The sequence below is a fragment of the Halorientalis sp. IM1011 genome, assembly GCF_001989615.1.
GTDB lineage: Archaea > Halobacteriota > Halobacteria > Halobacteriales > Haloarculaceae > Halorientalis.
On the sequence record NZ_CP019067.1, the window covers coordinates 2,864,282 to 2,888,779 of the forward strand.

A 24,498-nucleotide genomic window follows, 5' to 3' on the forward strand; every position below is an offset into this window, starting at 1 on the left:
TTTCACACACGGTATCTAAAAGCTACCTGCACCACGCTTAAGACTGCTCGTGCTCTACTTTCGAACCCTTCGAAGATTCCGGCGACGCGTCAGAAGTCCAGTTCCACGTCGGCCCCGGTCGCGCGGCACTCCTCCAGTGCGTGTTTGGCGGCCATCCCGGCTGTCTGTGCCGTCCGCCCGCGGCCGACGCCGACCTTGAGTTCCACGTCGACGGCCTCGTTCACGTGGTCGATGGCGTCCAGATAGTCCTCGGCGTCGAGGTCGGGACAGACCGCGATGACGTTGTCGCCGCCGACGAAGAAGGACAGCGAGCCGTGTGCCGTGCGCATGTATCGCATCAGCTCGGCGTAGCCCTGTTCGATGTGGATGAACGTGTCGAACTCGTTGAGTTCGTCCGTGTACTTGCCCGTCGCGTCGTTCACGTCGAAGTGGGCGATCTGAACGTCCGCGTCGGTCCGGAACTCCTCGTCGATGGTCCGGCCTCTAAGAATCTCCCGGCGGGTCTCGTCCTGCGCGCTCCCGGCGTCCTGGAGTTCGCCCGTGGCGTCGCCCAGCGCCTGCACCGGCGTCGTCCCCGTCGCGACGGCCATGCTCATGGTGACGGGATAGCGGTTGCCGACCGATTCCTGAATCATCGCGTGGTCGTCCACGTCCAGCCCGTTGGACACCGCGATCATGTTGTCGAACCGGGTGAAAAAGACGTAGCCGTTCCGGTTCCCGAACAACTGCGAGAGGTCGGCGTACAGCCGTGACTGCAGGGTCTGTAAGTCCACCTCGCGCCGCGGCTCCGGGGTGACCGTCCAGGGACCGTAGTTGTCGATCTGGACGTGTGTCACCTGCGTGTTCGTCACAGTAGCGACGGTTTGGTCCCGGGCCGCTATTTGTCTTCCGCTCTGATACAGATCTCCGGGCGCTCGCCGTCCAGTCGCGCCGTGAGTCGCGGCCCGCCGGTAAACTCGACGGTCCCCAGCAGCGAGTCGAACGCGACCACGCCAGTTGCCGTCAGCCGCGGCAGGTGACACTGGTATAGTTCCGCGCGTACCCGCCGCGGGTCGGCCTCAGATCCCGCCAGTCGTTCGGCCAGGTCACCCACCACGACCGGTTCCTCCGCCTCCCGGAGCAAACGGAGCGACCGACGCCGCCGCCGCGACGCGAGCAAGCCGTCGACGACGTGTGGCGGTAGCTCCCCCGCTCGATCGATTTCGTCAGGTTCGGGGTCCGCTGTGTGGGTCGCCATAGCTCGGCGTAAAACTACGAGCCTCCGGCACAAGTATGTGTCGCGGTCACACGCAACAGCCGGTCGCGATTCGAGACGGTCAGTCCGGCGAGACGCTCAGGCCAGTTCGTAGGGCCAGTAGCCCGCGTCGCGCATCGACTGGCCGACGACCTTGTGGAAGTCCGGGAAGTCCTCGAACTCCTCCTGATCGACGTTGTCGAAGATGTCGGCCACGCTGACGACCGTCTCGTAGTCGATCCGGATCGGTTCGTCGCCGAACTCCTCGACGAACTCCGCCTGAGAGAGGGGGAAGTCCTCGTCTTCGTCGATTTTCTTCGCGAGAATCGCCTGTCCGTATTTGCGGCGTCCCTCGCTACCCTCGTCGCCGTCGGGATCGTGGGGCCAGTCGCTCATACCACACGCTGGGGCCGAACCACGCAAAAACGTTACTCTCTCCGCGCGCGACGCGGGAACGCCGCCAGTTCGTTCACGCCAGAAGACATTTCACGGTCGCTCGGCAATCGTCGTCCGATATGCATCAGGTCCCCAGAACGCCACGACTCCACACGCCTGCTCTCGTCCGCTCCAGTACCCTCGCCGACGTATGAATCGCCGGAGTATCGTCGCCCTCGCCCTCGGGACCCTCCTCGTCCTCGGTATCGGGAGCACCGCCTTCGGCTTGTTCGACCCCTGCACAGGGGGTTCGATAGCACCAAGAGCGAACCTATCGGGCGCAGATCTCGCCGGCTGTGACCTCTCCGGGGTCGACCTCAGTTATGCGACGCTGAACGATTCCAATCTCGAGGATGCTAGCCTCTACGATGCGAACCTGTCCGGGGCGTCTCTCGATTACGTACGCCTTTCGGGGGCGAATCTGCTGGGTGCGGATCTGTCCGACGCGGTGCTGAAAAGCAGGTTAGACGGCTCTTTCGAAGCCCGGCAAGCGCGACTCGTGAGGGCGACGGTCGGCGTTCACGGTGCTCGGCTGGTCGCCGCGAATCTCACTGGAGCAACGATCGAGGGCGCGAGCGAGTCGGACCTATCGAACGCGTCTCTCGTCGACGCGAACCTCTATACAGCCGCGCTACGGGGGTCGACGCTCGTCGGTACCAGCGTCGACGGTGCGGACTTCCGCGGTGCCAGTGTCGACGACGCGTCGATCAGCAGCGTCGACTTCACCGAGGCACGGACCATGAGTGCGTCCTTCGACGATTCGACGATCGAGAACAGCGACCTGTCGGGCACGCACTCGACGTACACGTCCCTCGTCGACGCGACCCTCCAGAACGTCACCGCCCGCGGGACGAATCTCTCGGAAGCCGACCTGACCCGAGCCACGCTGATCTTCGTCGACCTGTCGGGCGGTGATCTCTCCGACGCGACGCTCCGGAACGCGTCGCTCCACAGCGTCGACCTGACCGACGCGCGCCTCCAGCGCGCCGACCTGCAGGGAATGGCCACCCAGTCGGTCGAATTCGACGGTGCCGACCTCACGAACGCCACCTGGGTCGACGGATCGACGTGTCGGACCCCCGACTGTGGAGGCCGGGCGTACTGACCGTTACAGAGTCCCGGAACATACAGTGAACGACCCGGATACAGTCGAGTCGGCTACCGCCGGATCACGAACACCGCGATCCCGACCACCAGCAGCCCGATCCCCCAGTACACCGAATCGCCCGGCAGATACGCCAGCAACAGCGTCACGATCCCCGACGTGATGAGCGACCACCCGATCGTCGTCCGATAGGTCATACCCTGTGGTCGATACGCTGCCCGTTCGGTGTACTGCAAGCATATGCAAGCTACCGGCCGACTACCGGCCGATGGTCCCCTGCCGGGTGATTGGCGCGTCGGAATCCAGACTGAACGCGACCAGTAGCGAGTCCTCGTTGGCAGTGACGGACACGTCGCCGTCGCCGATCACGAGCGCGCTCTCGGTGTAGCCGACCGACGCGTCGCCGACCGTCACCGCGCCCTCGAACACGTACAGATACGTGTCCCATCCCGGACGGGACGGGAGCGTGACCGTCGCATCCGCGTCGAGCTGGCAGTCGTAGAAATCGACGGCGTTCCGGACGTAAAGCGGGGCGTCGCCACCTTCCGGACCGAACAGGTGTCGCCACTCGCCGGCGACTGGATCGGGGATCGGTTCGTGCTGGATGTCGGGTTCGAGGTCGAGACTGTGCGGGCGGACGAAGATCTGGAGCATCCGCAGCGGCGGGTCCTCGGCCAGCGTCTCCTCGGCGTGCCAGAAGCCGCTGCCCGCGTTCATCACCATCAGGTGGTCGGAATCGGTGACGAGTTCGTTCCCGTGCCGGTCGTCGTGGCGCATGACGCCCTCGGGGACCCACGAGATGATCTCCTCGTTGCGGTGCTGGTGCATCCGGATCAGCGTGCCGGGGTCCATGAACGACTCGACGACGGTCGCCAGCGGCCCGTAGCCGTGGTCGTCGTGTTCGGGAACCGCCCGCCCCGGGAAGTCGAAGTGCGTCCTGAACTTGCCCTGGTCCCGCGAGACGTCCGTCCGCGGTGCCGTGTGTATCCGCGGCTCCGACCGCCCCGACGCTGGATCGTTCATCGACAACGCTAGAGCATCGAACAGTATAGGGGTTCTGCGGTGGGATGGGGATTCGAACCGGAGCCAGACGGTCGCTCACTTCGTTCGCGCTGCGACTGGCAGGGCTCGAATCCCCATGCACCGCTCTCCGCTCACGTTCGTTCGCGAAGAAGCGGTGGGATGGGGATTCGAACCACGGTCGTTCCCGTTCGTTCGCTGACTCGCGGCTTCGCCGCTCGTCCCCCGAGGCGCTTCGCGCCTCGCACCGCTCACTCACCTCTCACTCCCTGATTCGAATCCCAACACCGAATTTGCCACTCACGAGTTGTTCGTGGCAAAATACGGTGGGATGGGGATTCGAACCCCAGAGTCCGTGAGGACAACTGCTCTCAAGGCAGTCGCGTTAGGCCACTTCGCTATCCCACCGCAGCCACCACTTTTCCCCGACCACTATAAGACCTGTCGGTCACTCCCGAACCAGTTCCGGCCCGTCCTCGCCAGCGACCACGTCAAGTCCCAACTCGGCCACACACTGCGCCGTGTGTGCGGGGTGGTTTCGTTCGGCTGTGGCCCGAGCGCTGATCTGAGCCAGCGCACTCACCAGATCCGATCGCGTCTCGACGACCGGCGTCGTCGGCAGGAAGTCCACGCTCAGGTCGGCCGCGACGCCGCGGTCGGTCAGCGTCTCCAGAACCGGCGGCTCGTAGGCGTCCTCGAAGTCGACTCCCTCGGCGAACCCGGCGTAGTACACCCGGCCGTCGCTCGCGGGACCGAGGACGACGGCGTGTCGCCGGAGCTTCATCGCCGCGTTGTCGACGATCGTGCGGGTCAGAAACGGCGCGGTCGGCTCGACCACTGCGGCCGAGGTGACCTGTTCCTGTTCGAGCAGGTGCGAGACCGTGTTGCCCGCTCGTGCCGAGAACGACGCGCCGACCTGTACCTCGTATCGTGCGTCGTCGGGCGAGTCCAGCGCCGGCGCGACGGCCGCCCGGAGCTGTGCCTCCGAGGATTCCCCGTCGTGCTCGGGCAGGTCCGCATCGTCGCGGTAGTTGACGAGGAGGTCGCCCCCGCTGGCTTCGACCGCGCGACACACGTCCCGGAGCATGGCGACGTACAGTTCGGTCGCCTCGGCCTCGGAGAGCGGCGTCTCCGCGACGAGTTTCGGCAGGACGAGTCCCTCGCGCGGCGGGTCCGCGAGTACGGCGACGGTAGTCATGGGTAGCCATCGACGCGGGCGGCCCTTGAACGCGCCGTTTCGAGCGCCGGAATCACCCCCGTTTATATGACCGGTGGACCAATCCCGGGATATGATCTACGAACAGATGACCGGATTCGTCGGGTCGCTGTTGATCGCCGGGATGCTCGTCGGCGGTGCCGTCGGCATAGGGACGCTGATCGCCGGCGTACCGCCGGTGACATCGGTCACGGCGGTCGGTGCGACGCTCGCACTCACCGCCCTCTTCGTCCTCGGCCTCGCGGCGGCCGGCACCGCCGGCAGCGGCGGCCGCGTCTCGAACCCGTACTGGTGACTCAGCGGCCCCGCCGCCCCTTCGTCTGGCGGTAGTCACGATCCAGTAGCGACGCGAGGTGATCGAGCAGGGCCGCTCGCTGCTCGTCGGTCTGTTCCTCCGGGGCGATCACGGGGACCAGTTCGAATCCGCGCCCCCTGATCGTCGTCGCGTGGTCGTCTTCCACGTCGAAATCGTCGACCCGCTTCGTCGTATACTCGGCTGCCAGCGCGTCGAGCGGCCGCTGTCCGACGGGCAGGATGATCTCGGGGTTGATCATCCGGATCTCGGCCGTCAGGAATCCCTCGCAGTTGCGCACTTCGTCGTCTGTTGGTCCTCGTTCGGGATGGTGACACCGCGTCAGCGTCGTCAGAAAGACGTTCTCGACGGTCGGCTCGTCGCCGTCGGCGGCGTCGACGAACCCCAGTTCCGAGAGCATCGAGAGGACTGCGCGGCCGCCCTCGTCGTCGGTGAACGGGACGCCGGTCGCGTCCGCGCCTGATCCGGGGGACTCCCCGAGGACGAGGAAGTCGGCGCTCACGTCGCCGTAGCCGTGGACGATCTGCGTCCGGGTCTCACAGAGCGCTGGACACTGCCGGCAGTCCTCGTCCATCCCGAACGGGTTGGCCACCGTCTCCTGATTCGCGTCCATACCCGTCCCAGGGCCGGCCCGCGGATAAACGCCGGGGCGCAATCGATTCGCTGGCGATAGTGGTCGATTCGCTCCGCGGTGTGCGGTGTCAGTGGCGACAGTTGGGAGAAGGGGACGGCCGACGAGTCGCCGGGTTAGTCGTCGTCCTCGGTCGACTCGGCCCGGGTCGCGGCGTCCTCGGGGTCGTCCTGCGGACTCGACGGGTGGTAGTCGGTGTCGTACTCGCCGGGCCGGCCGTCGATGCGGTCGGGGTTGATCCGGCCGGACAGCAGCATGAAGTCCAGCACTGTGCAGGCGAGCATCGCCTCGACGACGGGGACGGCCCGTGGCGGCAGGACGGGGTCGTGGCGACCGACGACCTGAATCTCCTTGCGCTCGCCGTCCTCCCAGTCGGCGGTGGTCTGGGTCTTCGGAATCGAGGTGGGTGCGTGCCAGGATACTTCGCCGTAGATCGGTTCGCCAGTCGTGATGCCGCCCTGGAGGCCGCCGTGGTCGTTGCCGACGGGGACTGGGTCACCCTCCTCGCTCACCGTCTCGGGGTGGGACTCGCCGTCGTCGAACTCCCAGTCCTCGTTGCGGTCGATGCCGGCCACGTCGCGGGCGTCGCGCCCGAGGCCGTACTCGAATGACGTCACGGCCGGGATGGCGAACATCGCCTTTCCGAGTCGCGCGGGCACGGAGTCGAACCGTGGCGCGCCGAGCCCGCGGGGGACGCCGCGACACTCGAAGTAGATCGACCCGCCGATGGAGTCGCCCTCCTGCTGGTACTGGTCGGCGACCTCACGCATCTCCTCTGCCGTCTCGGGGTGCGCACACCGGACCTCGTTCTCCTCGGTGTGTTCGAGCATCTCCTCGAAGGTGACCTCGGGTGCCTCGACGTCGCCGATCTGGTTGACGTGGGCCTTGATCTGCACGTCGTACTCCGAGGCGTCGAGGACCTGCTGTGCGATCGCGCCCGCGGCGACCCAGTTGACAGTCTCTCGGGCCGACGAGCGACCGCCGCCGCCCCAGTTGCGCGTCCCAAACTTCGCGGAGTAGGTGTAGTCGCCGTGGGACGGTCGCGGGGCCGTGACGAACGGTTCGTACTTGCCGGAGCGAGCGTCCTTGTTCTGGATGACCATCCCGACGGGGGTGCCTGTCGTGTAGCCGTCTTGCAGGCCGCTGTTGATCGTCACCTCGTCCGGTTCGCCCCGGGAGGTGGTGATCATCGACTGGCCCGGTTTGCGCCGGTCGAGTTCCCGCTGAATCGCTTCCTCGTCGAGTTCCACGCCGGCGGGAACCCCCGAGACCGTACAGCCCATCGCTTCCCCGTGACTCTCCCCGTAGGTCGTCACCTGGAAGAGCCGTCCGAAACTGTTGCCGTTCATTACTGCCTTCTGGGTGGTCCTGGCATTTGAAGGTTGAGAAAGCGTCGAACCCAGCCGTCTGCGTGTGAGTCCGGACGTGGGTCGCGGGACCGTCACGATCGTAGCGACCGCGCCGAGTTGACGACGACGAGGAGGCTGGAGGCAGTCATCGCGACCGCAGCGAACAGCGGGTTCAACAGGCCGGCGACGGCTATCGGGATCGCGACGCCGTTGTAGAGGAACGCCCAGCCGAGGTTCTGCCGGATGCGGCCGTGCGTGCCGTTGGCGATGTCGAACAGCGTGGCCACGTTCCGCAGGTCGTCGTCGAGCAGGACGGCGTCGGCGGCGTCGGCCGCCAGGTCCGTCCCGCTCCCTAGCGCGACGCCGAGGTCCGCGGCGGCCAGTGGGGGTCCGTCGTTACTCCCGTCGCCGACCATCGCGACGGTCCCGCGACTCCGCAGGCGGTCGACCGTCTCGGCTTTGGCTTCCGGCGGGACGCCGGCGAACACCTCGTCCGCGTCGATGCGATCCTCGATGCGCTCGACCGCACCGCTCTCGTCGCCCGTCAGGACGACCACTTCGTGGTCGGCCGAGAGATCCGCGACGACCTCGGCGGCCTCCGGTCGCTCACGCTCACCCAGCAGGAGCAGTCCCCGCGCCTGGCCGTCCCAGCCGACGAACACGGAGCGCTGGCCGGCAGCTGCCGCCCCCTCTGCTCGCTGTGCCAGCGAGTTCGGGATCGACAGCCCCTCGTCCCGGAGCAGGTCAGCCCGGCCGACAGTCACGCGATCGCCGTCCACGACGGCGCTGACGCCGGTCGAGTGGCGCTCGAAGTGGGTCGCCTCCGGTGGAGCGTCGGCCGACTCGGTGATCGCGGTGGCGACGGGATGGTTCGCCCGGGACTCGACCGCGGCCGCCCGGTCGCGGATGACATCGGGGTCGTCACCGACGACCTCGGCGACGCGCATCTCGCCCGTGGTCAGCGTCCCGGTCTTGTCGAACACCATCACGTCGACCTCTGGGACCGCCTCGAAGACGGCCTCGGAGACGACGACGATGCCCGCGTCGGCGGCCTCGCGAATCCCGGCGGCGACGGCCAGCGGCGTCGCCAGCCCCAGCGCACAGGGACAGGAGACGATCAGAACTGTGAGCCCGATCAGCAGTGCAGACACCGCGCTCCCGCCGGTCAACAGAACCCACGCCGCCGCCACGAGACCGAGCGCGATCACGGTCGGCACGAACACGGTCGCGAGTCGGTCGGCCAGCCGTTGCATCCCCGGCCGGGTGCTCTGGATGGACCAGAGCAACTCGACGATGCGGTCGAGCGTGCTTTCGGCGTCGGCCGCGACCTCGACGGTCAGCGGCGAATCGGTGACGACGCTCCCGCCGATCACCTCCTCGCCCGGGACCTTCTCGACGGGCATCGGTTCACCGCTGAGCAGCGACTCGTCGACCGCGGCCGATCCCTCGACCACTTCGCCGTCGGTCGGGAGCCGCTCGCCGGCCTTGACGAGCAGGCGGTCGCCGGCCGACAGCTGCTCGACCGGGACCGTCTCCGTCCCGTCGGCTGTCAGGCGTCGCGCCTCGGTGACCCGGGATTCGGTCAACTCCGAGAGCAGGCCGACAGCGCGGTCCTTGACCCGGCCCTCGTAGTAGTTGCCCAGCGAGACCACGAGGACGATGGCCACGGTCACGTCGAAGTAGAGGTGGGTGCGGCCGAGCAGCATTGCGACGGTGCTGTAGCCGTAGGCGGCCGTGGCCGCGAGCGCGACCAGCAGGTCCATGTTTGGGTGGCCGGCCCGGATACTGACGTAGGCCCCGCGGAGGGTCGGCCATCCCGTGTAGAAGAGGACGATCGAGGTCAGCAGCCAGACGTTCCCGAACAGGTAGAGGCCGACGAGACTGTTCAGGTCGATGAAGGGCACGTCGTATCCGAAGTAGGTGGGGTACAGGAAGATGGCGTACCAGCCCATCACCATCATGCCGAAGAATCCGCCGAGCGCGAGCGCCCACGCGGACTCGTCGGCCTCGCTCTCGGACTCGATCCCCCGGGATCGGGCCGTGTACCCGTAGCCGGAGACGGTGTCGGCGAGGTCGTCGGCCCGGGTCTCGTCGGGATCGTAGACGACCCGCATCGTGTCCGTGGCGTAGCTGGCGGCGGCGTCGTGGACGCCCGACTGCTCGACGGCACGCGATTCGAGGAACGCCTCGCAGGTCCCGCAGTGCATCCCGTCGACCGCGAGGTATCCGGTCTCGGCGTCCTCGGGCACCTCGATGTCGTCCGTGTCACGGCGCTCGTCGAGGTCGTCCTCGCTCGTCTCCACGTCGTCGAGCGCACGGGCGACCGAGAGACAGCCCCGACAGCAGTACTCGCCGCCGTCGCCGTCGGTGATCGGCGGGTCCGGCGTCGGTCGATCACAGAGTGTACAGTCGGTCATGTGAGCGGCTGGTAGAACGGCACGGGTAGCATCGGGACGCCGACGCCGAGCAACATCAGGCCGTGTGAGAGAGGGATGTATCCCAGCAGGACGAAGGCTCCACCCAGCAGCCGATGGAGTGTCCGCCGGTGGCCGTCACCGAGCGTCCCCAGCACCGTGCCGTAGGCAAAGAGCGTCGGGACCGTCCCCAGTCCGAGGATCCCGAGGCTGAGCGCGGCCCGGACGGGATCACCAAGCGCGAACGCGTAGACGTACGCGGGGTAGAGGATCGGACAGGGGAGGATCCCGTGGACCGCACCGAGACCGACGATCTTCGGCGAGCCGACCAGCCGGTCGACGCGAGCAGTGAGCCACCCGGTGATCCGCTGGAAGCCGCGCGTGACGACAGCGGGCGTGAACCGGTCGAGGTGACCGGTACCGCCCAGCAGGTATCGGATACCCGTCGCGACGATGACCAGGCCGACGACGAGGCCAGCGACGATACGGATCGGGTTCGCGATGCCGGGGAGGTCCCCGACCGAGGCGAACACCACGCCACCGGCTGCGGCCGCGAGCGCGCCGATAGCCGCGTAGCTGATCGTCCGACCGAGGTTGAACAGCAGGTGCTGGCGGACGGCGAAGGGCGTGAGCCGGCGACTCCGGTCGGTGCCCGTCCGTGCGTCCATCCGGTCGGCGTACAGCGTCACCAGCGGTCCACACATCCCCAGACAGTGCGCGCCGGCCAGCAGGCCGATCACGGCGAACACCAGCAGGTCGACGTTGCCCTCGACGGCGGTCACACCGGCCAGCTGGAGATACGTCGCGGTCATATATCGATCGGCTGGCTACCACTCAGTTGTGGGCTGGGTCGGTTTCCCGTGCTTCGGCCTCGGTCGGCGAGAACAGCAGGTAGAGGCTCGTCGAGATCAGTACGACGTTCGTGACCGTGACGACGGCCGACAGGTAGAACGAACGGGTCGCGCCGAATACGACCACCGGCACCAGCGCCAGTAATCCAATCGCGACGACGATTCGCGGCGAGAGCGAGTCGAATCCCCTGATCATACCGACTCTTGGCGAACGTGGAGTATAATCGTGGGCGCTGTTCCCACGACGTGAGAACTCCCGGTATTGAATTTAACGAACATGTGCGAACACTCGATCATGACCGAGACGGAGACAGACAGCGGAGTCGTCGGCGAGGACGCGTACGCCGACGGCACTCTGGTTCGGGACGCAGAGATCGATCGACCGCTCTCACAGGAGGAGTACGATCCGAAGGGAACGCTGGCGTTACTGTTCGTGTACTTCCTCATCCTCGCGTTTATGTGGACGTACATGTACTTCGTCGAGTTCCTGGGTAACGGTCCGACGGTGGTGGGGTGACCTGGGATGCACGTTCACAACTACGAGAAACTGTGGCTGGGGGCGTCCCTGCTTTTGATCGTCGGGTTCGTCTCGACCGTCGTCTACGGTGCGGTCGGTGCCGGCGTCGTCATGGTCAACGACGAGGGCGGACAGGTGAACCCGAGTAACCTCGGAAACACGAGCGGGTTCGACGATCCGGGTGTTACGAAGGTCGGCCCCAACGAATACGAGGCCCACATCATCGCCATGCAGTTCGCCTACCAGCCCGGGACCATCGAGGTGCCCGCGAACAGCACGGTCACGTTCCACGTGACCTCCCGGGACGTGCTCCACGGGTTCGAGATCGCCGGGACGAACGCCAACACGATGGTGATCCCCGGCGAGGTGGCGAAAGTCACCGTCGAGTTCGACGAACCCGGCCGCTACGGTATCGTCTGTCACGAGTACTGTGGCTCCGGCCACCACGACATGGCCGGCGAGTTGATCGTTCAGGAACCGTCAAACTTCACGATGGGGGACGACACGCAGACGGAGACGAGCGGAAACGGGACGACGAACGCGACTGCAACCGCGACGCCGACCGGAGGTGAGTCGGCGTGAGTACCCCCGGTGAGACGACCGGCGAGACCGTCGACTCGGCCCGGGAGATGCTCCCGGACAACTCCTTTCTGATTCAGTTCCCCCACGTCTCGCGGGTCGTGCGGTCGCTGTTCCTGACGGCGTTCGTCGCCTTCGGGATCGGGGCGTTCATGGGCGTCCTCCAGGCACTCCACCGGACCGATATCGCCCGGCTCGTCCCGTCGGAGGACTACTACACCCTCCTGACGCTCCACGGCGTCTTGCTGGTGATCGTGTTCACCATTTTCTTCCTCGCGGGCGTGTTCGCGTGGGCGAACACGCGAAGCCTGGACCGTCCGCCGGTGAGCAAGCGGTTCACCTGGTTCTGGGTCACTGCGATGTCGATCGGGACCGCGATGGCGGGTATCTCGATCCTCGCCGGACTGATGCCGGCATCGAACATCAGCGCGGACGTACTCTTCACGTTCTACGCACCCCTGCAGGCACACCCGCTGTTCTACGTCGGCCTCGCGCTGTTTATCATCGGGACGTGGCTCGCCGGTATCGACTGGTTCCGCCAGTATCTCGCCTGGCGGCGCGAGAACCCCGGCGAGCGCATCCCGTTGCAGTCGTTCATGGTCCTCACGACGATGCTCATGTGGTTCATCGCCACCATGGGCGTCGCCGTCGAGGTCGTCGTCTTCCTGATCCCGTGGTCGCTCGGGCTCATGCCCGCGCCGAACCCCTTGCTCACGCGGACGCTGTTCTGGTTCTTCGGCCACCCCGTCGTCTACTTCTGGCTGATGCCGGCGTACCTGCTGTGGTACACCGTGTTGCCGAAACTCGCGGGTGGACGGCTGTTCAGCGACCCGCTCGCACGCGTCGTGTTCGTCCTCTTCCTGCTGCTCTCGACCCCGGTCGGGATCCACCACCAGTACGTCGACCCCGGCATCGCGGAAGGGTTCAAGTTCATCGCGATGACGAACACGATGTTCCTCCTGCTGCCCAGTCTGCTGACGGCCTTCACGGTCGTCGCGAGCATCGAACACGGCGCGCGCCAGCGCGGCGGCACCGGCTACTTCGGCTGGCTGAAAGCGCTCCCGTGGCGCGATCCGGCCTTCACCGGGATGGCACTCGCGGGACTGATGTTCGCCGCCGGCGGGTTCAGCGGCATGGTCAACGCCGGGATGAACATCAACTACCTCGTCCACAACACCATCTGGGTGCCGGGCCACTTCCACCTCACCGTCGGGACGGCCGTCGCACTCACGTTCATGGCCGCCTCCTACTGGCTCGTCCCCCGGATCACCGGCCGGAAACTCTACAGCCGTCCGATCGGCCTCTTCCAGGTCGTCCTCTGGTTCGTCGGCATGGTGTTCATGTCCGCGGCGATGCACCGGGGTGGCCTCGCGGGCATCCCGCGCCGGACCGCCGAACCGCAGTACCCGCAGGTCACCTTCGAGACGATCGCCGGATCGGTCACCAGCCTCCGGCTGCAACTGGCGTTCGGCGGCGTCCTGCTGTTCGTCTCGGCGCTGCTGTTCCTCATGAACGTCGCCCTGACCGCGATGAACAACGAGCCGGCTCGCGGACTCGACTCGGCGCTGCCGCCGGCCCTGTCCGGTCCGGAGCAGTCGCCGACCGTGCTGGACAACCTCAAGCTCTGGGCGCTGATCGCCGTCGTGCTCGTGATCCTCGCGTACTCGTTGCCGCTGTACAGCATCGTCCAGGGTGCCGGCCTCTACCCGGCCGGACAGGAAGCGTCGCCGGCAATCATCGCGCCGTTGCTGGAGGTGATCGCATGAGTCGCCTCTCGCCGGCCGCGCTGTTGATCGTCGGCGCGTTCATGGTGCCGGTGTTCATCGAACTCCCGGTCGTGCTATCCTTTGTCGGGATCGATCTGCCGATGCCCGTCTCGCTCGGTATCGGCGTCGTCGCGTTCGCCCTCGTGCTGGTCTGGTCGGAGGTCAGCGAGACGCCCGACGCGGCAGACGCCTGACCGGACGGCGGCCCCTTTTCGAAGCCGAATTACGCCGAAAAGTAGTCGTTCGGCCGGCTAGATGGACCGTCTACCGTCACCGAGCATCGGCTTCTGTTCGGTCAGCACGTACGCGACGCCCAGCAACAGCAGCACCGAGACGAGCGAGCCGACGAGGTAGCCGTTCGACCCGGGAACCGTCGGTCGCCCGAGCAGGAGCCACGCTCCAAGCGCCGTGTAGGCCACTGCGAGGAGGCCGACGACGCGGCCGATCCACATCGCCATGCGTTCCGCAGTTGTCTGTCGTGACATAGTCACCGTAAACTACGCGATGCGGTATCAAATCCGTCCTGTGCGTTCTCAGATCGTGAGAACCCTGGTAACGAAGGGAACGGCTGTCGCGTTCGCCCACGAGAGTTTATCAATGGGGCCGGAACCACCACCGCCCATGATCTGACGCATCGTCGCGGCCCAGCCCGCGATAGCACGGGACACTGGGCCGCGAGTCGCCCGTCCCGTCTGTTCGCCCCCACGTTCGCCTCCGCCGAGCCGTCACTCCTGGCTCACGTCTGCACCGATGCCGGCGAACACGTCGAAGAAGTCCGGGAACGACACGTCGACGTGTTCCCCGCCCTCGATCGTCGTCGTTCCGTCGGCGACCAGCCCGGCAACCGCCAGCGACATGACGATACGGTGGTCCGCACGGCCGTCGACCGTCGCGCCCTGGAGGTCGGTCTCGCCGCCGTGGATCGTGAGGCTATCCTGCTCCTCCTCGACCGACGCGCCCATGGCGGTCAGTTCCTCGGCCATCGCGCTCACGCGGTCGGTCTCCTTGTAGCGGACGTGCTCGCAGTCGGTGATCGTCGTCGTCCCGTCGGCGACCGCGCCCAGCACCGCGATGGTCGGTAGGAGATCGGGCGTATCCTCGACGCCGACCTCGATCCCCGACAGGGAGGACTGACGAGTCGTGATGACGCCCGCCTCGCGGTCCCACTCGATGTCGGCTCCCATCCGCTCCAGAATATCGACGATGGCCGCGTCGCCTTGCGCGCTGGGCTGTGCGCCCCTGACCAGAAGTTCGTCCTCGGCCGCCAGCACCCCGGCGGCCAGCAGGTACGACATCGAAGAGAAGTCGCCGGGCACGGCGTACTCGCCGCCCTCGGGTGAGTACGTCTGTCCACCGGCAACCCGGAAGCCAGCGTCGGTCTCGACCCCCTCGACGCCGAACGCCTCCAGTACCTCGATGGTGATCTGCACGTACGGCGCGGATTTGAGTTCGGTCTCCAGGTCGATCTCGATCCCATCGTCGGTGACCGCGCCGGCCATCAACAGCGCGGTGATGTACTGGGAGGATACGTCGCCGGGGATCGAGACGCGTCCACCCTCGACGGGCCCCTTCACCACGAGCGGTGCCTGCCCGTTCCCGCGGGTGCTCTCGGCACGACCGTCCAGTTGCTCGACTGCGTCCAGCAGTGGCCCCTGGGGCCGCGACCGGAGCGACTCGTCGCCGGTCAGGACGGTGATGCCGTCGGCCAGCGCTCCCGCGGCCGTCACCAGCCGCATCGTCGTCCCGCTGTTGGCGCAGTCGATCACGTCCGCCGGCACGCCTGGCTGGCCATCGAACCCCTCGATTTCGAGGGTACTGTCGTCGTCACCGCGATCGACGGAGCCGCCGTAGGCTTCGACGGCGCGCATGGTCGCCCGCGTGTCCGCGCTCACGAGCGGGTCGGTGACGGTCGCGCCGTCGGCGTACCCCGCCGCGAGGATCGCCCGGTGCGTGTAGCTCTTCGAGGGCGGAGCCTGAACCGTTCCGCCGACCCGTGACGGTGAGATCTCGACGTTCATGCGGGAGTCCTCGTAGTCGGCCGGCATGAGGGTACCGGACCCGAACGGTCGACCCACGAGGTTTTGTCGGTCGGGGACGCAGTCGGGCGTATGGAACCCGATCTCTCCGCACTCGACGCCTTTCTAGACGAAACGGGCGTCGACGGCTTCCTGATCGACGCCGACGGCGACGACTCCGATCAGCACTATCTCTCGGGATTTTCCGCTCCCGATCCGTTCCACACGCTCTACGACGGCGAGGTCCACCTGCTGGTCTCCAGCCTGGAGTACGGCCGCGCGAAGTCCGAGAGCCGGGCGGCGTCGGTGGAACGACACGTCGACTACGACATGCCCGCGCTGGTAGAGGAACACGGCCGACTGGAGGGCGGCCGTCGCGTCCTCGCCGACTTCCTCGCCGAGCGCGGCGTCGAGTCGGTCGCCGTTCCCTCGCGATTCCCGCTGGCGACCGCCGACGGCCTCCGCGAACACGGGATCGAGGTTCGAGACCCCGAGACGCCGCCGATCGGCCGCGGCGGGACCAACGTGATCGAGGAGATCCGCGCGACCAAGACCGACGAGGAGGTCGACCACGTCCGCGCGGCCCAGAAATCCAACGAGGCCGCCATGAGCGCTGCCGAGGAACTGCTGGACGCCGCGACCGTCGCCGACGGTCAGCTCCACTACGAGGGCGAACCGCTCACCAGCGAGCGCGTCAAAGAAGAGATCGAGGTGACGCTGCTCCGGGAGGGCTGTGCGCTCGACGAGACCATCGTCGCCTGCGGGACCTCCGCTGCCGATCCGCACGACCGCGGGAGCGGCCCACTGGCGGCCGACGAACCGATCATCGTCGACATCTTCCCGCGGGACAAGACAAGTTCGTACCACGCCGACATGACCCGAACCTTCCTGAAGGGCCAGCCCTCCGAGGAGATCGGGCGGTGGTACGACCTGACCGCGGAAGCCAAACGGGCGGCCCTCGATGTCGTCGAACCGGGCGCAACCGGCTCGGACGTGCACGACGCGGTCTGTGACGTGTACGAGGACGCCGGCGAACCCACTCTCCGAAGCGACGAGACCACGGAGACCGGCTTCATCCACAATACCGGCCACGGCGTCGGGCTGGACGTACACGAACAGCCCCTCGTGGGCCCGGGCGGTGACGAACTCGAACCCGGACACGTCATCACGATCGAACCGGGCCTCTACGATCCGGCGGTCGGCGGCGTCCGGATCGAGGACATCGTCGTCGTCACCGAGGACGGCTACGAGAACCTCACCGACTACCCCGAAGCGCTCGTCGTCTGAGTGGTCCCGTTCCGGGGCGTCTGGGTCGCGTTGTCACTCCTGCGTGCCTCGTCGAGCCACTCCGGTGGCTGGATCGTCACGTCGCCGACCGCCGTGATACGGTAGTCGAGAGTGTAGACGAACGGTTCTCCCCGCTGGGTGCCCCGCAGGTCGATGGACGCGCGGCGGATCACGCCGTTCGGCGCGATCAGTATCTCACCCGAGGAGTGATTCAGCGTCACCGTCGCGTTCGGACCGGTGTTCACGCCGCGCAACTCGAAGGCGGTGTACCGCTTGCCATCGCGGGTGACGTTGCCGGCCGGTTCGAACTGCCCGAACTCGTAGATCCGCGCCAGCCGACTGAGTCGGATACCGTCGGTGTGAGCCGTCGAGAAACTGGCGTTCCCGAGCGCGGCGCGGCCGTATTCGGTCGTGCCGTTGGTGTCGACGCGGGAGAAGACGGCTGTGCTGTTCACGTAGCGGTCGAGTGTACCGTTCCGTGACTGCGTCCCGATCAGCTGTCGCTCGCCGTCCGGATCGCTCGCCACCGCGACGCTGGCGTTCCGGCTCCTGTTCGGTGTCTCGATAGTGACGTCGACGGAGAGTTCGTAGCTCTCGTTGGCCAGCACGGCGGTGTGATCGTTGAGCCGGCCGGTCGGGATGGTCCCCCCGTCGCCCTGCTCCGTCGTGTTCGCTTCGGTCGGGGGGTCGGTGTCCGGCTGTTCGACCCAGGAACACCCCGCCAGTACCATCGCGACGGCGACTACGGCCGCGAGCACCACCCGCCTGTTCATACCGGATGCCCTCGGCGCGGCGGTAAAAGGCTCGCGGTCGTCGACCCGAACCGCTTTTGAGCGGGCCACGGTTACCACGTCCGCATGAACGTACTCGTGGTCGGTGCCGGCGCGATGGGCCGGTGGTTCGCCGACGCGGTCCGGGCGGACGACGTGGGGATCGCCTTCGCGGATCCCGACGACGCGGCCGCGAGCGCCGCCGCCGACGCCGTGGACGGCCGGGCCGTCCCGCTCGACACCGACGAGTCCTTCACGGCGGTCTGTATCGCAGTCCCCATCCCGGTCGCCGTCGAGGCGATCGCCACCCACGCCGACCGGGCCGAACGCGCGCTGATCGACGTGACTGGCGTCGCCGCCGAACCCGTCGCCGCGATGCGCGAACACGCGCCAGACCGCGAACGTCTGAGCCTCCACCCGCTCTTCGCCCCGGAGAACGAACCCGGAAACGTCGCCGCCGTCGTCGACGCCGCCGGATCGACGACCGACGCGGTCCGGGACGCGCTGACGGCCCGCGGGAACGATGTCTTCGAGACCACGGCGGACGAGCACGACCGCGCGATGGAGACCGTCCAGGCCAAGACCCACGCCGCCGTCCTCGCCTTCGGGCTGGCCGCCGACCCGGTACCCGAGGAGTTCCAGACGCCGATCTCCACGGTATTATTCGACCTCCTCGAACAAGTCACCGGCGGCGACGCGCGCGTGTACGCCGACATCCAGGACGCCTTCGACGGGGCCGAGGACGTGGCTGCGGCGGCCGAGGAGCTCGCAGCGACCGACGCCGACGCGTTCGGCGCGCTCTACGATCGGGCGGGTGACCACCGATGAACGAAGCCCAGCGCGACGGGGTCCGGGACAACGCCCGGTACCTCCAGTCGGTCCGCCCCATCGACCCCGAGGAGATCCAGGAGTACGTCGAGGGGCGCCCCCATCCGGCGGCCATCGCGCAGGTGTTGCGGGAGGACGCCTTCGATCTCGGACTGCTGGAGAACGAGGACGGCACGTTCGAACCGGTCGAAGAAGGCTCTCTGTCGGTTCCTTTCCACGGCGTCGAGGCGTTCCCATCGGCGTACTCGTTGGCACTGGAGGACCTGTTCGTCGAGGAGTACGGCCCGGGCTGGCCGGAGGGCGAGTCGGGCGAGGCGATCCGCGAGCGCATCCGCGACCTGAAGGCCGACTACCTCTGGGGCAACGACGTGGCGTACGACGCGGAGACGGCGCTCTCCTACGCGCTCTATCACCTCCCCGACTACTACGCCGCCGTCCAGTACGTCCTCGCGGACCTGATCGCGGACGGTCTGCTCCCCCGGAAACTCAGGGTGCTGGACGTGGGTGCCGGTGTCGGCGGCCCGGCGCTGGGGCTGGCCGATCTGGTGCCCGAGGACGCGCTGGTCGAGTACCACGCCGTGGAACCCAGCGCTGCGACCGACGTGCTCTCGGCCATGCTGGAAGAGACCGGCCGGAATTTCCGGACGACGATCCACGAAACGACGGCGGAGGACTTCGAACCCGAGGGTGAGTACGACCTGCTCCTCTTTTCAAACGTTCTGAGCGAACTCGACGACCCCGCCAGCGTCGTCGACCGCTACCGCGAAGCACTCGCGGTCGACGGCTCGCTCGTCGCGCTCGCACCCGCCGACCGGGAGACCGCCATCGGGCTCCGGGAAGTCGAGCGCGCCGTCGAGGATGGGCTGACGGTCTATGCCCCGACGGTGCGGCTCTGGCCGAATGCCACGCCGACCGACGAGGGCTGGTCGTTCGACGTCCAGCCAGACCTCGAACCGCCGGGCTTCCAGCGCCGACTGGACGAGGCGGCCGGCGGCCCCGACCACGAACCCGGCGAGTTCGTCAACGTCGACGTGCAGTACGCCTACACGATCATGCGGCCGGACGGACAGCGCCGGATCGACTTCTCGCCCTCGGTCAGCGAGTTCGCCCGGATGGCCGACATGGACACGCACGTCTCCAACCGCATCGACGTGGCGGCGATCAAGTTGAGCCACGACCTCGCTGGCGAGGACGCCAACCCGCTGTTCAAGATCGGTGACGGGAGCGAACAGGTCGCTCACTACGCCGTGCTGACGAAGGAGTCGGCACTCAACGAGGACCTGCGAACGGCCGCGTACGGCGACCTCCTGCTCTGTGAGAACGTGCTGGCGCTCTGGAACGACGACGAGGAGGCCTACAACCTCGTGGTCGACGGGGAGAGCGTCGTCGACCGCGTCCCCGCCGACGCCTGACTCACTCCGGAGCCAGACCGTCGCCGTTCTCGAACCACGTCGCGAACGACCCGAGCGCGAGCAGCCAGACGAACGCGAGCGTCCCCGCACCCAGCATTCCGAGGAGTACTGCGACCCACCACAGGTCGACGCTCCGCAGGAGCGCCGTGGTGGCCGCGACGAACGCCAGGAAACTCGTCGCCAGGCCGACGAAGACGATCGCGCTCCGGAGCCGGTCGGCTCGCGACTCGTCGAACTGTTCGAACAACAGCCAGCGGCACCGTCCCAGTACCGACAGGTTCTCCGGTGGTACCCGTTCCTCCGTCATAATTTGTAACTTACAAAAACTATTATATAAAACTGGTCCCGACTCAGTCGCCGACCGTCGCGGGTGAGCGGTGGCCTTTTGCGACGGCCGGTCACAGGTTGCGACATGGCCGAACCGGAGATCCTGTTGACGAACGACGACGGCATCGAGAGCACCGGGTTCCGCGCCCTCTACGACGTGCTCTCGACCGTCGGGACGGTGACGGCCGTCGCCCCCGCCGCGGATCAAAGTGCCGTCGGCCGGACACTCTCGCACAACGTCGAGATCCACGAGCACGAACTCGGCTACGCCATCGAGGGGACGCCGGCCGACTGCGTGGTGGCCGGCCTCGGCACGCTGGTCCCCGACGCCGACCTGGTCGTCGCGGGCTGTAATCAGGGGGCCAACCTCGGCGCGTACGTGCTGGGTCGGTCGGGGACCGTCAGTGCGGCCGTCGAGGCCACCTTCTTCGACGTGCCCGCCATCGCCGTCTCGCTGTACGTTCCCGTCAGCGAGGACACCAGTTACACGGACGTGGACGTGGACCGCTCGGCCTACGACAACGCGGCCAGCGCAACCCGCTATCTCGCCGAGCATGCCGCCGACGCTGGCGTGTTCGAGCACGCGGACTATCTCAACGTCAACGCGCCTGTTCCCGAGCAGGGCGGTGCGGGCCCCGCCGAGATGGTCGTCACCGAACCCTCCCGAACCTACATGATGGACGCCGAGCGCGACGGCGAGGAGATCACCCTCCACGACCGCATCTGGGAACTGATGGGCGAGGGAGAGATTCCCGACCCCGAGGGGACCGATCGCCGCGCCGTCGTCGACGGGGCGGTTAGCGTCTCCCCGTTGACCGCGCCACACACCACCGAACACCACGAGGCGCTCGACGCGCTCGCCGAGACGTTTTCCGACGCCGACCGCTGAGTTACTCCTCGTCGAGGTGTTCTTCCGTCTTCAACACGATCTGATCGTCGTCGATTCGCTCGACGTGGTCGCTCCGGATCGGGTAACTCTCCTCGTCGTCACCCCAGCCGAGCGTCGACATGACGCGTTCGGCGATGCCGTGGTGGGGATCGACGTACATCATGTCTCCCTCCACATCGGTCACTGTCCCCACGTCGTCGCCGGTGGCGTCGACCACCTTCTTGCCGATTACGTCGTCGTCGAACTGGGCTTCCTGCCCGGCCGCGGCCGCCCCGGTCGTTTCCGCCGATTCGCCCATCTCGGTTCCGGGAGCGTCTGCCGACTCCTCGCCGACGACCTCGCGGGTGTCGATGATGTCCATGTCGAGCCGTTCACCGTCCGTGGCGTCCGCGTGCATACGCGTCCGGGTGATGACCTCGTCTTCGACGGTTCGGCTTCGCTCGAACTCCGTCTGGATCCGGTCGTTCTCGTGGAATTCGCTCCGGACTTCGCTCTGGGCAAGCACGTCGTCGGCCGACTCGTCGGTGTCGAAGAGGCCGCCCTCGGCGATCGAACGGTGGAGTCCCTCCACGTCGATATCGTGGTCCTCGAGTGTATCGTCCTCGCTGATGTCGACTCCGGTCACGCGGCTCTCGACCGAGTACTGGTCGACGAGGTCGCGCGTGACCGACCAGGTCTCCCGCACGTCGAGCTGTGCGCTGTACGGGATCGCGTCGGCGTCGATCGGCGTCCGTTCGTCGCGGTCCTCGGCCATATCGGACTCCCGTTCGGCCGTCGTATCGCCGGTGGGTTCCGCCTCGCCGCGAACGTCGCGCTCCGTGTCGGCCTGCGCACGGACCTCACTCCGGTCGGCCATCGCGAGGTAGCGGTCCCGGTCGAAGCCGTCCGTGGCCGACGCGTCGTCGTCGGCAAGCAGGTCGCAGTTCGTACACTCCCGGTCGACCAGTCGCACGTCGACGATATCGGCGTCGACGACGGTTCTGTCTACCAGTTCGCTCTCGACGGTCGCCTCCTCGTGGACGACCGTCTCGACGACGGAGGTCTCCTCGATCTGTGTGGTGACCGTCTCCCCCTCCAGGATCCGCTCTTCGAACTCGGCGTCGTTCACGTCCGCCCGTGTCATCGCCGTCTGGCGGTCGGTGACCTCCATCGGTCGGTCTCCACCTTCGCCGTGATAGACCACGACGTGATCGCCCTCGTCGAGTCGGCCCTCGAACTCGGTCCACTCGACCCGCTCCTGGTCCGCCGTCATCTCCGATTCACGGAGCATCGTGAACTGCTCTCCCTCGCCCGTGCTCCCCGGGGATCGGACGGGTACCACGTCGTGTTCCCGTGCCCACTCCCGGATGGTCTCTCGGTCGGTCGACATTCGGCGCTCCCGGTCGGTTCGCGTGTCCTCAGACATAGCGGGTTCACTTGCGACGGCGACGTGGATAAACGCGGGACATCGTTCCGTGGGAAAGCCGTCCTTTCCTGTGAATCCGGCCGCTCGGCCGATCGATCGCACGTCTGTATCCGGCACTTACTCGCGGTCGGTACCGTCGGTCCGACCCGGTGGCGGAGGCGACACTGTCGATTCGGGTTCGGCCGGACGGACCAGACCCAAACCTTACCTGCCTGTTGCCCCGAGCGGGGGTATGGCCAAGATCGAGATGGAGCTGTCCGACCGCGTCGAGAGCGACATCGAACGCATGGTGAATCAGGGCGAATTCGTCAACTGGGACGAGGCCGTCGAGAAACTGCTCACGCAGGGCCTGAACGCCTACGGCCCCGCCGAGGAGGAGACCGAGGAGATGGGCGGCGACATGTTCCAGCAGTCCGTCGCCGACCAGCAAGACCCCGCCATGCGGGATGAACCCGGCGACGACGAGTTCACCCTCTAGCGGCGATTCGCCGTGGGGGCTGCACCAGAGGGATTTCAGGCCGAGCACCGCGTTGTGTCGGTCCGGTGTGGGAAACCAAGAGTTACGTCGATACCGCGTCATTTCTCGGGGTATGGATCAGACGTTCGTCGACCTGCTGGCGCGGAACGCCGACCACGCCGAGGCGTTCGACGGGCGGTTCGACGCCGTGCAGGACGCCCAGCACCCCGCCGTCGTCACCGTCTGCTGTTCGGACTCGCGCGTCCTGCAGGACCGTATGTGGGGGAACGACGAACCCGGTCGGATCTTCACCTGTGGCAACATCGGCAACCGCGTCGTCCAGCGCACCGCGGTCGGCGAGACCGTCTCCGGCGACGTCCTCTACCCCATCGAACACACCGGCACCGAGATCGCCGTCGTCGTGGGCCACACGGGCTGTGGCGCCGTCACGGCCACGTACGACGCCCTGACACAGGGCATCTCCGAACCGGACGGGATCGGTCACTGTCTCGACCTGTTGAAGCCCCACATCGAACCGGGCGTGGATCGCCTGCCCTCGGACCTCTCCCGCCCGAATTCGATCAACCACCTCGTCGAGTACAACGTCGACCGGCAGGTCGAATTCCTCCGCGAGAGCGACGACGTCCCCGATTCGCTCAACGTCGTCGGCGTCGTCTACGACTTCCAGGACGTGTACGACGGCCGCCGCGGCGAGGTCCACGTGATCAACGTCGACGGCGAGACGGCGGTCGAAACCTTGCGCGCCGACCACCCCGAAATCGCGGACCGCATCGACCGTCGCTGGGAGTACTGAGCGCCCACACCGACCGGATCGGGGCTATTCGCGAGAATCGTGTTCCTGGTAGATGACGTGCCCGCAGGCCTTGCAGTGGGACGCGTCCGGATCGTGGTAGGAGAGCCCACACTGCGGGCAGGTCACGTTGACCTTCTCCCGGGAGGTCCACTCCTTGAGAATCTTGCTCGCCTGGCGTGGGATGACGATGATCGCCGTCAGGATCGAGGCGACGGTGATCCACCGCCCCGCCGCCGTCGCGGGGATGATGTCGCCGAAGCCGACCGTCGAGAGTGCAACCACCGTGTAGTAGAATGCGTCCCCGAAGGTGTCCACGCCCGGGTTGGCCGCGACCTCGGCGCTGTAGAAGAGGCCGGCGGAGGCGAACAACAACACGAGGATCGTCAACAGCAACTTCATCGACCGCAGCGTGTTGTCCGTCACGGTTCCGAAGAAAAACTCCGCGTCCTGCGTGAACCGGTAGAAGCGCAACACCCGGAGGATCCGGAGCACGCGCAGGAACCCGACGTTGACCGCGAAGAGCGAGGCCGGAAAGGCGACGAGCAACAGCGTCGGCAGGATCGCCAGCAGGTCGATCATCGTGTACGTGTTCAGAAACTCCGCGATCCGGTCCCGCGCGCCGTAGAGCCGCAGGACGTACTCGACGAGGAACACGCCCGCGATGGCCACCTCGGCCGACCAGAGCAGGTCCCCGTACGCGTCGGCCACGGGGTAGGTATCGACTACGAACAGACAGACGAACAGGAAGTTCAGGGCCAGCAGGGCGATATCGATGGTCTTCCCCAGCGCCGTCCGGTGGTCCAGCAGGTAAAAGCGGACCGTCTGTCTGAACCCCGCTTCGCCCGGTGCGTCGTCCATACCCCG

At 66.9% G+C, this 24,498-nt stretch carries 29 protein-coding genes and 1 tRNA gene; 12 read left to right on the forward strand and 18 right to left on the reverse strand.

The genetic code is table 11. From position 1 onward, the window contains the following. Positions 1–89 precede the first annotated feature (89 nt). From BV210_RS14830 to BV210_RS14840, 3 genes are all read right to left on the reverse strand, one after another. Positions 90–851 (reverse strand): GTP cyclohydrolase III, encoded by a 762-nt coding sequence (locus tag BV210_RS14830; protein ID WP_077207399.1) that lies wholly within the window; start codon positions 849–851, stop codon positions 90–92. Between the two features lie 26 nt (positions 852–877). Next, complete coding sequence (locus BV210_RS14835; protein ID WP_077207400.1) at positions 878–1,237, reverse strand: hypothetical protein; 360 nt, start codon at positions 1,235–1,237, stop codon at positions 878–880. Positions 1,238–1,333: 96 nt separating this feature from the next. After that, positions 1,334–1,630 (reverse strand): DUF5785 family protein, encoded by a 297-nt coding sequence (locus BV210_RS14840; protein WP_077207401.1) that lies wholly within the window; start codon positions 1,628–1,630, stop codon positions 1,334–1,336. Between the two features lie 190 nt (positions 1,631–1,820). Here BV210_RS14840 and BV210_RS14845 point away from each other — a divergent pair, with 190 nt between their 5' ends. Continuing rightward, positions 1,821–2,774, forward strand: coding sequence for a pentapeptide repeat-containing protein (locus BV210_RS14845; RefSeq protein ID WP_077207402.1), 954 nt, complete (start codon positions 1,821–1,823; stop codon positions 2,772–2,774). Between the two features lie 53 nt (positions 2,775–2,827). Here BV210_RS14845 and BV210_RS20320 read toward each other — a convergent pair whose 3' ends face one another. The 4 genes from BV210_RS20320 to BV210_RS14860 all read right to left on the reverse strand — a co-directional run bounded on the left by BV210_RS20320 (position 2,828) and on the right by BV210_RS14860 (position 4,992). Then, positions 2,828–2,971: a hypothetical protein gene (locus BV210_RS20320; RefSeq protein ID WP_172824907.1), complete on the reverse strand. Its 144-nt coding sequence runs from the start codon at positions 2,969–2,971 to the stop codon at positions 2,828–2,830. Positions 2,972–3,032: 61 nt separating this feature from the next. Then, the gene (locus tag BV210_RS14850) at positions 3,033–3,797 is read right to left on the reverse strand and encodes a pirin family protein (RefSeq protein WP_077207403.1); all 765 of its coding nucleotides are present in this window, start codon (positions 3,795–3,797) and stop codon (positions 3,033–3,035) included. Positions 3,798–4,118: 321 nt separating this feature from the next. Next, positions 4,119–4,202: transfer RNA gene (locus BV210_RS14855), tRNA-Ser, on the reverse strand. A gap of 40 nt (positions 4,203–4,242) precedes the next feature. Next, the gene (locus tag BV210_RS14860; RefSeq protein ID WP_077207404.1) at positions 4,243–4,992 is read right to left on the reverse strand and encodes a DUF2064 domain-containing protein; all 750 of its coding nucleotides are present in this window, start codon (positions 4,990–4,992) and stop codon (positions 4,243–4,245) included. Positions 4,993–5,083: 91 nt separating this feature from the next. Between BV210_RS14860 and BV210_RS14865 the strand changes: the two genes are divergently transcribed. Next, positions 5,084–5,305, forward strand: a complete 222-nt coding sequence (locus BV210_RS14865; protein ID WP_077207405.1) for a hypothetical protein — start codon at positions 5,084–5,086, stop codon at positions 5,303–5,305. A gap of 1 nt (position 5,306) precedes the next feature. Here the strand turns inward: BV210_RS14865 and BV210_RS14870 are convergent, their stop codons facing one another. The 5 genes from BV210_RS14870 to BV210_RS14890 form a co-directional block, all read right to left on the reverse strand. Then, positions 5,307–5,936 (reverse strand): uracil-DNA glycosylase family protein, encoded by a 630-nt coding sequence (locus BV210_RS14870; RefSeq protein WP_077207406.1) that lies wholly within the window; start codon positions 5,934–5,936, stop codon positions 5,307–5,309. 134 nt (positions 5,937–6,070) lie between these two features. After that, positions 6,071–7,303, reverse strand: coding sequence for a chorismate synthase (gene aroC / locus BV210_RS14875; RefSeq protein WP_077207407.1), 1,233 nt, complete (start codon positions 7,301–7,303; stop codon positions 6,071–6,073). Positions 7,304–7,395: 92 nt separating this feature from the next. Then, the gene (locus BV210_RS14880; RefSeq protein WP_077207408.1) at positions 7,396–9,720 is read right to left on the reverse strand and encodes a cation-translocating P-type ATPase; all 2,325 of its coding nucleotides are present in this window, start codon (positions 9,718–9,720) and stop codon (positions 7,396–7,398) included. Then, positions 9,717–10,529: a sulfite exporter TauE/SafE family protein gene (locus BV210_RS14885; protein ID WP_077207409.1), complete on the reverse strand. Its 813-nt coding sequence runs from the start codon at positions 10,527–10,529 to the stop codon at positions 9,717–9,719. Before BV210_RS14885 ends, BV210_RS14880 begins: the two co-directional genes overlap by 4 nt. 22 nt (positions 10,530–10,551) lie before the next feature. Then, entirely contained in the window at positions 10,552–10,764 is a 213-nt protein-coding gene (locus BV210_RS14890) for a hypothetical protein (RefSeq protein ID WP_077207410.1), read from the reverse strand. A 99-nt stretch (positions 10,765–10,863) separates the two neighbouring features. Here BV210_RS14890 and BV210_RS14895 point away from each other — a divergent pair, with 99 nt between their 5' ends. From BV210_RS14895 to BV210_RS14910, 4 genes are read left to right on the forward strand one after another with little or no spacing between them, the layout of a single operon-like run. Beyond that, the gene (locus tag BV210_RS14895; RefSeq protein ID WP_253741541.1) at positions 10,864–11,085 is read left to right on the forward strand and encodes a hypothetical protein; all 222 of its coding nucleotides are present in this window, start codon (positions 10,864–10,866) and stop codon (positions 11,083–11,085) included. A 6-nt stretch (positions 11,086–11,091) separates the two neighbouring features. Continuing rightward, a complete protein-coding gene (locus BV210_RS14900) occupies positions 11,092–11,667 on the forward strand; it encodes a cytochrome c oxidase subunit II (protein ID WP_077207411.1) in 576 nt (191 codons plus the stop codon). A 47-nt stretch (positions 11,668–11,714) separates the two neighbouring features. Next, positions 11,715–13,430: a b(o/a)3-type cytochrome-c oxidase subunit 1 gene (locus BV210_RS14905; protein WP_077208079.1), complete on the forward strand. Its 1,716-nt coding sequence runs from the start codon at positions 11,715–11,717 to the stop codon at positions 13,428–13,430. After that, a complete protein-coding gene (locus tag BV210_RS14910; RefSeq protein ID WP_077207412.1) occupies positions 13,427–13,624 on the forward strand; it encodes a hypothetical protein in 198 nt (65 codons plus the stop codon). The genes BV210_RS14905 and BV210_RS14910 overlap by 4 nt, the downstream gene beginning before the upstream one ends. Positions 13,625–13,681: 57 nt before the next feature. Here BV210_RS14910 and BV210_RS14915 read toward each other — a convergent pair whose 3' ends face one another. Both BV210_RS14915 and aroA read right to left on the reverse strand, forming a co-directional pair. Beyond that, positions 13,682–13,915: a hypothetical protein gene (locus BV210_RS14915; RefSeq protein ID WP_157526045.1), complete on the reverse strand. Its 234-nt coding sequence runs from the start codon at positions 13,913–13,915 to the stop codon at positions 13,682–13,684. A 240-nt stretch (positions 13,916–14,155) separates the two neighbouring features. Next, entirely contained in the window at positions 14,156–15,448 is a 1,293-nt protein-coding gene (gene aroA, locus BV210_RS14920; protein WP_077208080.1) for a 3-phosphoshikimate 1-carboxyvinyltransferase, read from the reverse strand. Between the two features lie 90 nt (positions 15,449–15,538). Between aroA and BV210_RS14925 the strand changes: the two genes are divergently transcribed. Beyond that, positions 15,539–16,732 (forward strand): Xaa-Pro peptidase family protein, encoded by a 1,194-nt coding sequence (locus BV210_RS14925; RefSeq protein WP_077207414.1) that lies wholly within the window; start codon positions 15,539–15,541, stop codon positions 16,730–16,732. Here BV210_RS14925 and BV210_RS14930 read toward each other — a convergent pair. Further along, entirely contained in the window at positions 16,708–17,505 is a 798-nt protein-coding gene (locus BV210_RS14930) for a hypothetical protein (RefSeq protein ID WP_077207415.1), read from the reverse strand. The genes BV210_RS14925 and BV210_RS14930 overlap by 25 nt on opposite strands. Before the next feature lie 84 nt (positions 17,506–17,589). On the opposite strand from BV210_RS14930, the gene BV210_RS14935 reads away from it, so the two are divergent. Together BV210_RS14935 and BV210_RS14940 are read left to right on the forward strand one after the other, a co-directional pair. Further along, positions 17,590–18,330 carry a prephenate dehydrogenase/arogenate dehydrogenase family protein gene (locus BV210_RS14935; protein WP_077207416.1) on the forward strand — a complete coding sequence of 247 codons (741 nt, stop codon included), beginning with the start codon at positions 17,590–17,592 and terminating at the stop codon, positions 18,328–18,330. After that, the gene (locus tag BV210_RS14940; protein ID WP_077207417.1) at positions 18,327–19,742 is read left to right on the forward strand and encodes a small ribosomal subunit Rsm22 family protein; all 1,416 of its coding nucleotides are present in this window, start codon (positions 18,327–18,329) and stop codon (positions 19,740–19,742) included. Before BV210_RS14935 ends, BV210_RS14940 begins: the two co-directional genes overlap by 4 nt. Position 19,743: 1 nt before the next feature. Here the strand turns inward: BV210_RS14940 and BV210_RS14945 are convergent, their stop codons facing one another. Then, complete coding sequence (locus tag BV210_RS14945; protein ID WP_077207418.1) at positions 19,744–20,049, reverse strand: hypothetical protein; 306 nt, start codon at positions 20,047–20,049, stop codon at positions 19,744–19,746. Positions 20,050–20,154: 105 nt separating this feature from the next. Between BV210_RS14945 and surE the strand changes: the two genes are divergently transcribed. Further along, positions 20,155–20,958 carry a 5'/3'-nucleotidase SurE gene (gene surE / locus BV210_RS14950; protein ID WP_077207419.1) on the forward strand — a complete coding sequence of 268 codons (804 nt, stop codon included), beginning with the start codon at positions 20,155–20,157 and terminating at the stop codon, positions 20,956–20,958. Position 20,959: 1 nt separating this feature from the next. Here the strand turns inward: surE and BV210_RS20650 are convergent, their stop codons facing one another. Further along, positions 20,960–22,363: a PRC-barrel domain-containing protein gene (locus tag BV210_RS20650; RefSeq protein WP_077207420.1), complete on the reverse strand. Its 1,404-nt coding sequence runs from the start codon at positions 22,361–22,363 to the stop codon at positions 20,960–20,962. A 232-nt stretch (positions 22,364–22,595) separates the two neighbouring features. On the opposite strand from BV210_RS20650, the gene BV210_RS14960 reads away from it, so the two are divergent. After that, positions 22,596–22,841 (forward strand): CopG family transcriptional regulator, encoded by a 246-nt coding sequence (locus BV210_RS14960; RefSeq protein WP_077207421.1) that lies wholly within the window; start codon positions 22,596–22,598, stop codon positions 22,839–22,841. A 112-nt stretch (positions 22,842–22,953) separates the two neighbouring features. Next, a complete protein-coding gene (locus tag BV210_RS14965) occupies positions 22,954–23,634 on the forward strand; it encodes a carbonic anhydrase (RefSeq protein ID WP_077207422.1) in 681 nt (226 codons plus the stop codon). A 24-nt stretch (positions 23,635–23,658) separates the two neighbouring features. Here the strand turns inward: BV210_RS14965 and BV210_RS14970 are convergent, their stop codons facing one another. Further along, a complete protein-coding gene (locus tag BV210_RS14970; protein ID WP_077207423.1) occupies positions 23,659–24,492 on the reverse strand; it encodes an ion transporter in 834 nt (277 codons plus the stop codon). Positions 24,493–24,498 lie beyond the last annotated feature (6 nt).

Bases quoted from the DNA above. Each gene is read 5' to 3' on its own strand.
- BV210_RS14880 (WP_077207408.1), bottom strand. From the start codon at position 9,720: ATGACCGACTGTACACTCTGTGATCGACCGACGCCGGACCCGCCGATC.
- BV210_RS14925 (WP_077207414.1), top strand. From the start codon at position 15,539: ATGGAACCCGATCTCTCCGCACTCGACGCCTTTCTAGACGAAACGGGC.
- BV210_RS14870 (WP_077207406.1), bottom strand. From the start codon at position 5,936: ATGGACGCGAATCAGGAGACGGTGGCCAACCCGTTCGGGATGGACGAG.
- BV210_RS14915 (WP_157526045.1), bottom strand. From the start codon at position 13,915: ATGTCACGACAGACAACTGCGGAACGCATGGCGATGTGGATCGGCCGC.
- BV210_RS14845 (WP_077207402.1), top strand. From the start codon at position 1,821: ATGAATCGCCGGAGTATCGTCGCCCTCGCCCTCGGGACCCTCCTCGTC.
- BV210_RS14965 (WP_077207422.1), top strand. From the start codon at position 22,954: ATGGATCAGACGTTCGTCGACCTGCTGGCGCGGAACGCCGACCACGCC.
- BV210_RS14860 (WP_077207404.1), bottom strand. From the start codon at position 4,992: ATGACTACCGTCGCCGTACTCGCGGACCCGCCGCGCGAGGGACTCGTC.
- aroA (WP_077208080.1), bottom strand. From the start codon at position 15,448: ATGAACGTCGAGATCTCACCGTCACGGGTCGGCGGAACGGTTCAGGCT.
- BV210_RS14910 (WP_077207412.1), top strand. From the start codon at position 13,427: ATGAGTCGCCTCTCGCCGGCCGCGCTGTTGATCGTCGGCGCGTTCATG.
- BV210_RS14935 (WP_077207416.1), top strand. From the start codon at position 17,590: ATGAACGTACTCGTGGTCGGTGCCGGCGCGATGGGCCGGTGGTTCGCC.
- aroC (WP_077207407.1), bottom strand. From the start codon at position 7,303: ATGAACGGCAACAGTTTCGGACGGCTCTTCCAGGTGACGACCTACGGG.
- BV210_RS14945 (WP_077207418.1), bottom strand. From the start codon at position 20,049: ATGACGGAGGAACGGGTACCACCGGAGAACCTGTCGGTACTGGGACGG.
- surE (WP_077207419.1), top strand. From the start codon at position 20,155: ATGGCCGAACCGGAGATCCTGTTGACGAACGACGACGGCATCGAGAGC.
- BV210_RS14890 (WP_077207410.1), bottom strand. From the start codon at position 10,764: ATGATCAGGGGATTCGACTCGCTCTCGCCGCGAATCGTCGTCGCGATT.
- BV210_RS14895 (WP_253741541.1), top strand. From the start codon at position 10,864: ATGACCGAGACGGAGACAGACAGCGGAGTCGTCGGCGAGGACGCGTAC.
- BV210_RS14970 (WP_077207423.1), bottom strand. From the start codon at position 24,492: ATGGACGACGCACCGGGCGAAGCGGGGTTCAGACAGACGGTCCGCTTT.
- BV210_RS20320 (WP_172824907.1), bottom strand. From the start codon at position 2,971: ATGACCTATCGGACGACGATCGGGTGGTCGCTCATCACGTCGGGGATC.
- BV210_RS14905 (WP_077208079.1), top strand. From the start codon at position 11,715: ATGCTCCCGGACAACTCCTTTCTGATTCAGTTCCCCCACGTCTCGCGG.
- BV210_RS14850 (WP_077207403.1), bottom strand. From the start codon at position 3,797: ATGAACGATCCAGCGTCGGGGCGGTCGGAGCCGCGGATACACACGGCA.
- BV210_RS14930 (WP_077207415.1), bottom strand. From the start codon at position 17,505: ATGAACAGGCGGGTGGTGCTCGCGGCCGTAGTCGCCGTCGCGATGGTA.
- BV210_RS14960 (WP_077207421.1), top strand. From the start codon at position 22,596: ATGGCCAAGATCGAGATGGAGCTGTCCGACCGCGTCGAGAGCGACATC.
- BV210_RS14940 (WP_077207417.1), top strand. From the start codon at position 18,327: ATGAACGAAGCCCAGCGCGACGGGGTCCGGGACAACGCCCGGTACCTC.
- BV210_RS14835 (WP_077207400.1), bottom strand. From the start codon at position 1,237: ATGGCGACCCACACAGCGGACCCCGAACCTGACGAAATCGATCGAGCG.
- BV210_RS14885 (WP_077207409.1), bottom strand. From the start codon at position 10,529: ATGACCGCGACGTATCTCCAGCTGGCCGGTGTGACCGCCGTCGAGGGC.
- BV210_RS20650 (WP_077207420.1), bottom strand. From the start codon at position 22,363: ATGTCTGAGGACACGCGAACCGACCGGGAGCGCCGAATGTCGACCGAC.
- BV210_RS14865 (WP_077207405.1), top strand. From the start codon at position 5,084: ATGATCTACGAACAGATGACCGGATTCGTCGGGTCGCTGTTGATCGCC.
- BV210_RS14900 (WP_077207411.1), top strand. From the start codon at position 11,092: ATGCACGTTCACAACTACGAGAAACTGTGGCTGGGGGCGTCCCTGCTT.
- BV210_RS14840 (WP_077207401.1), bottom strand. From the start codon at position 1,630: ATGAGCGACTGGCCCCACGATCCCGACGGCGACGAGGGTAGCGAGGGA.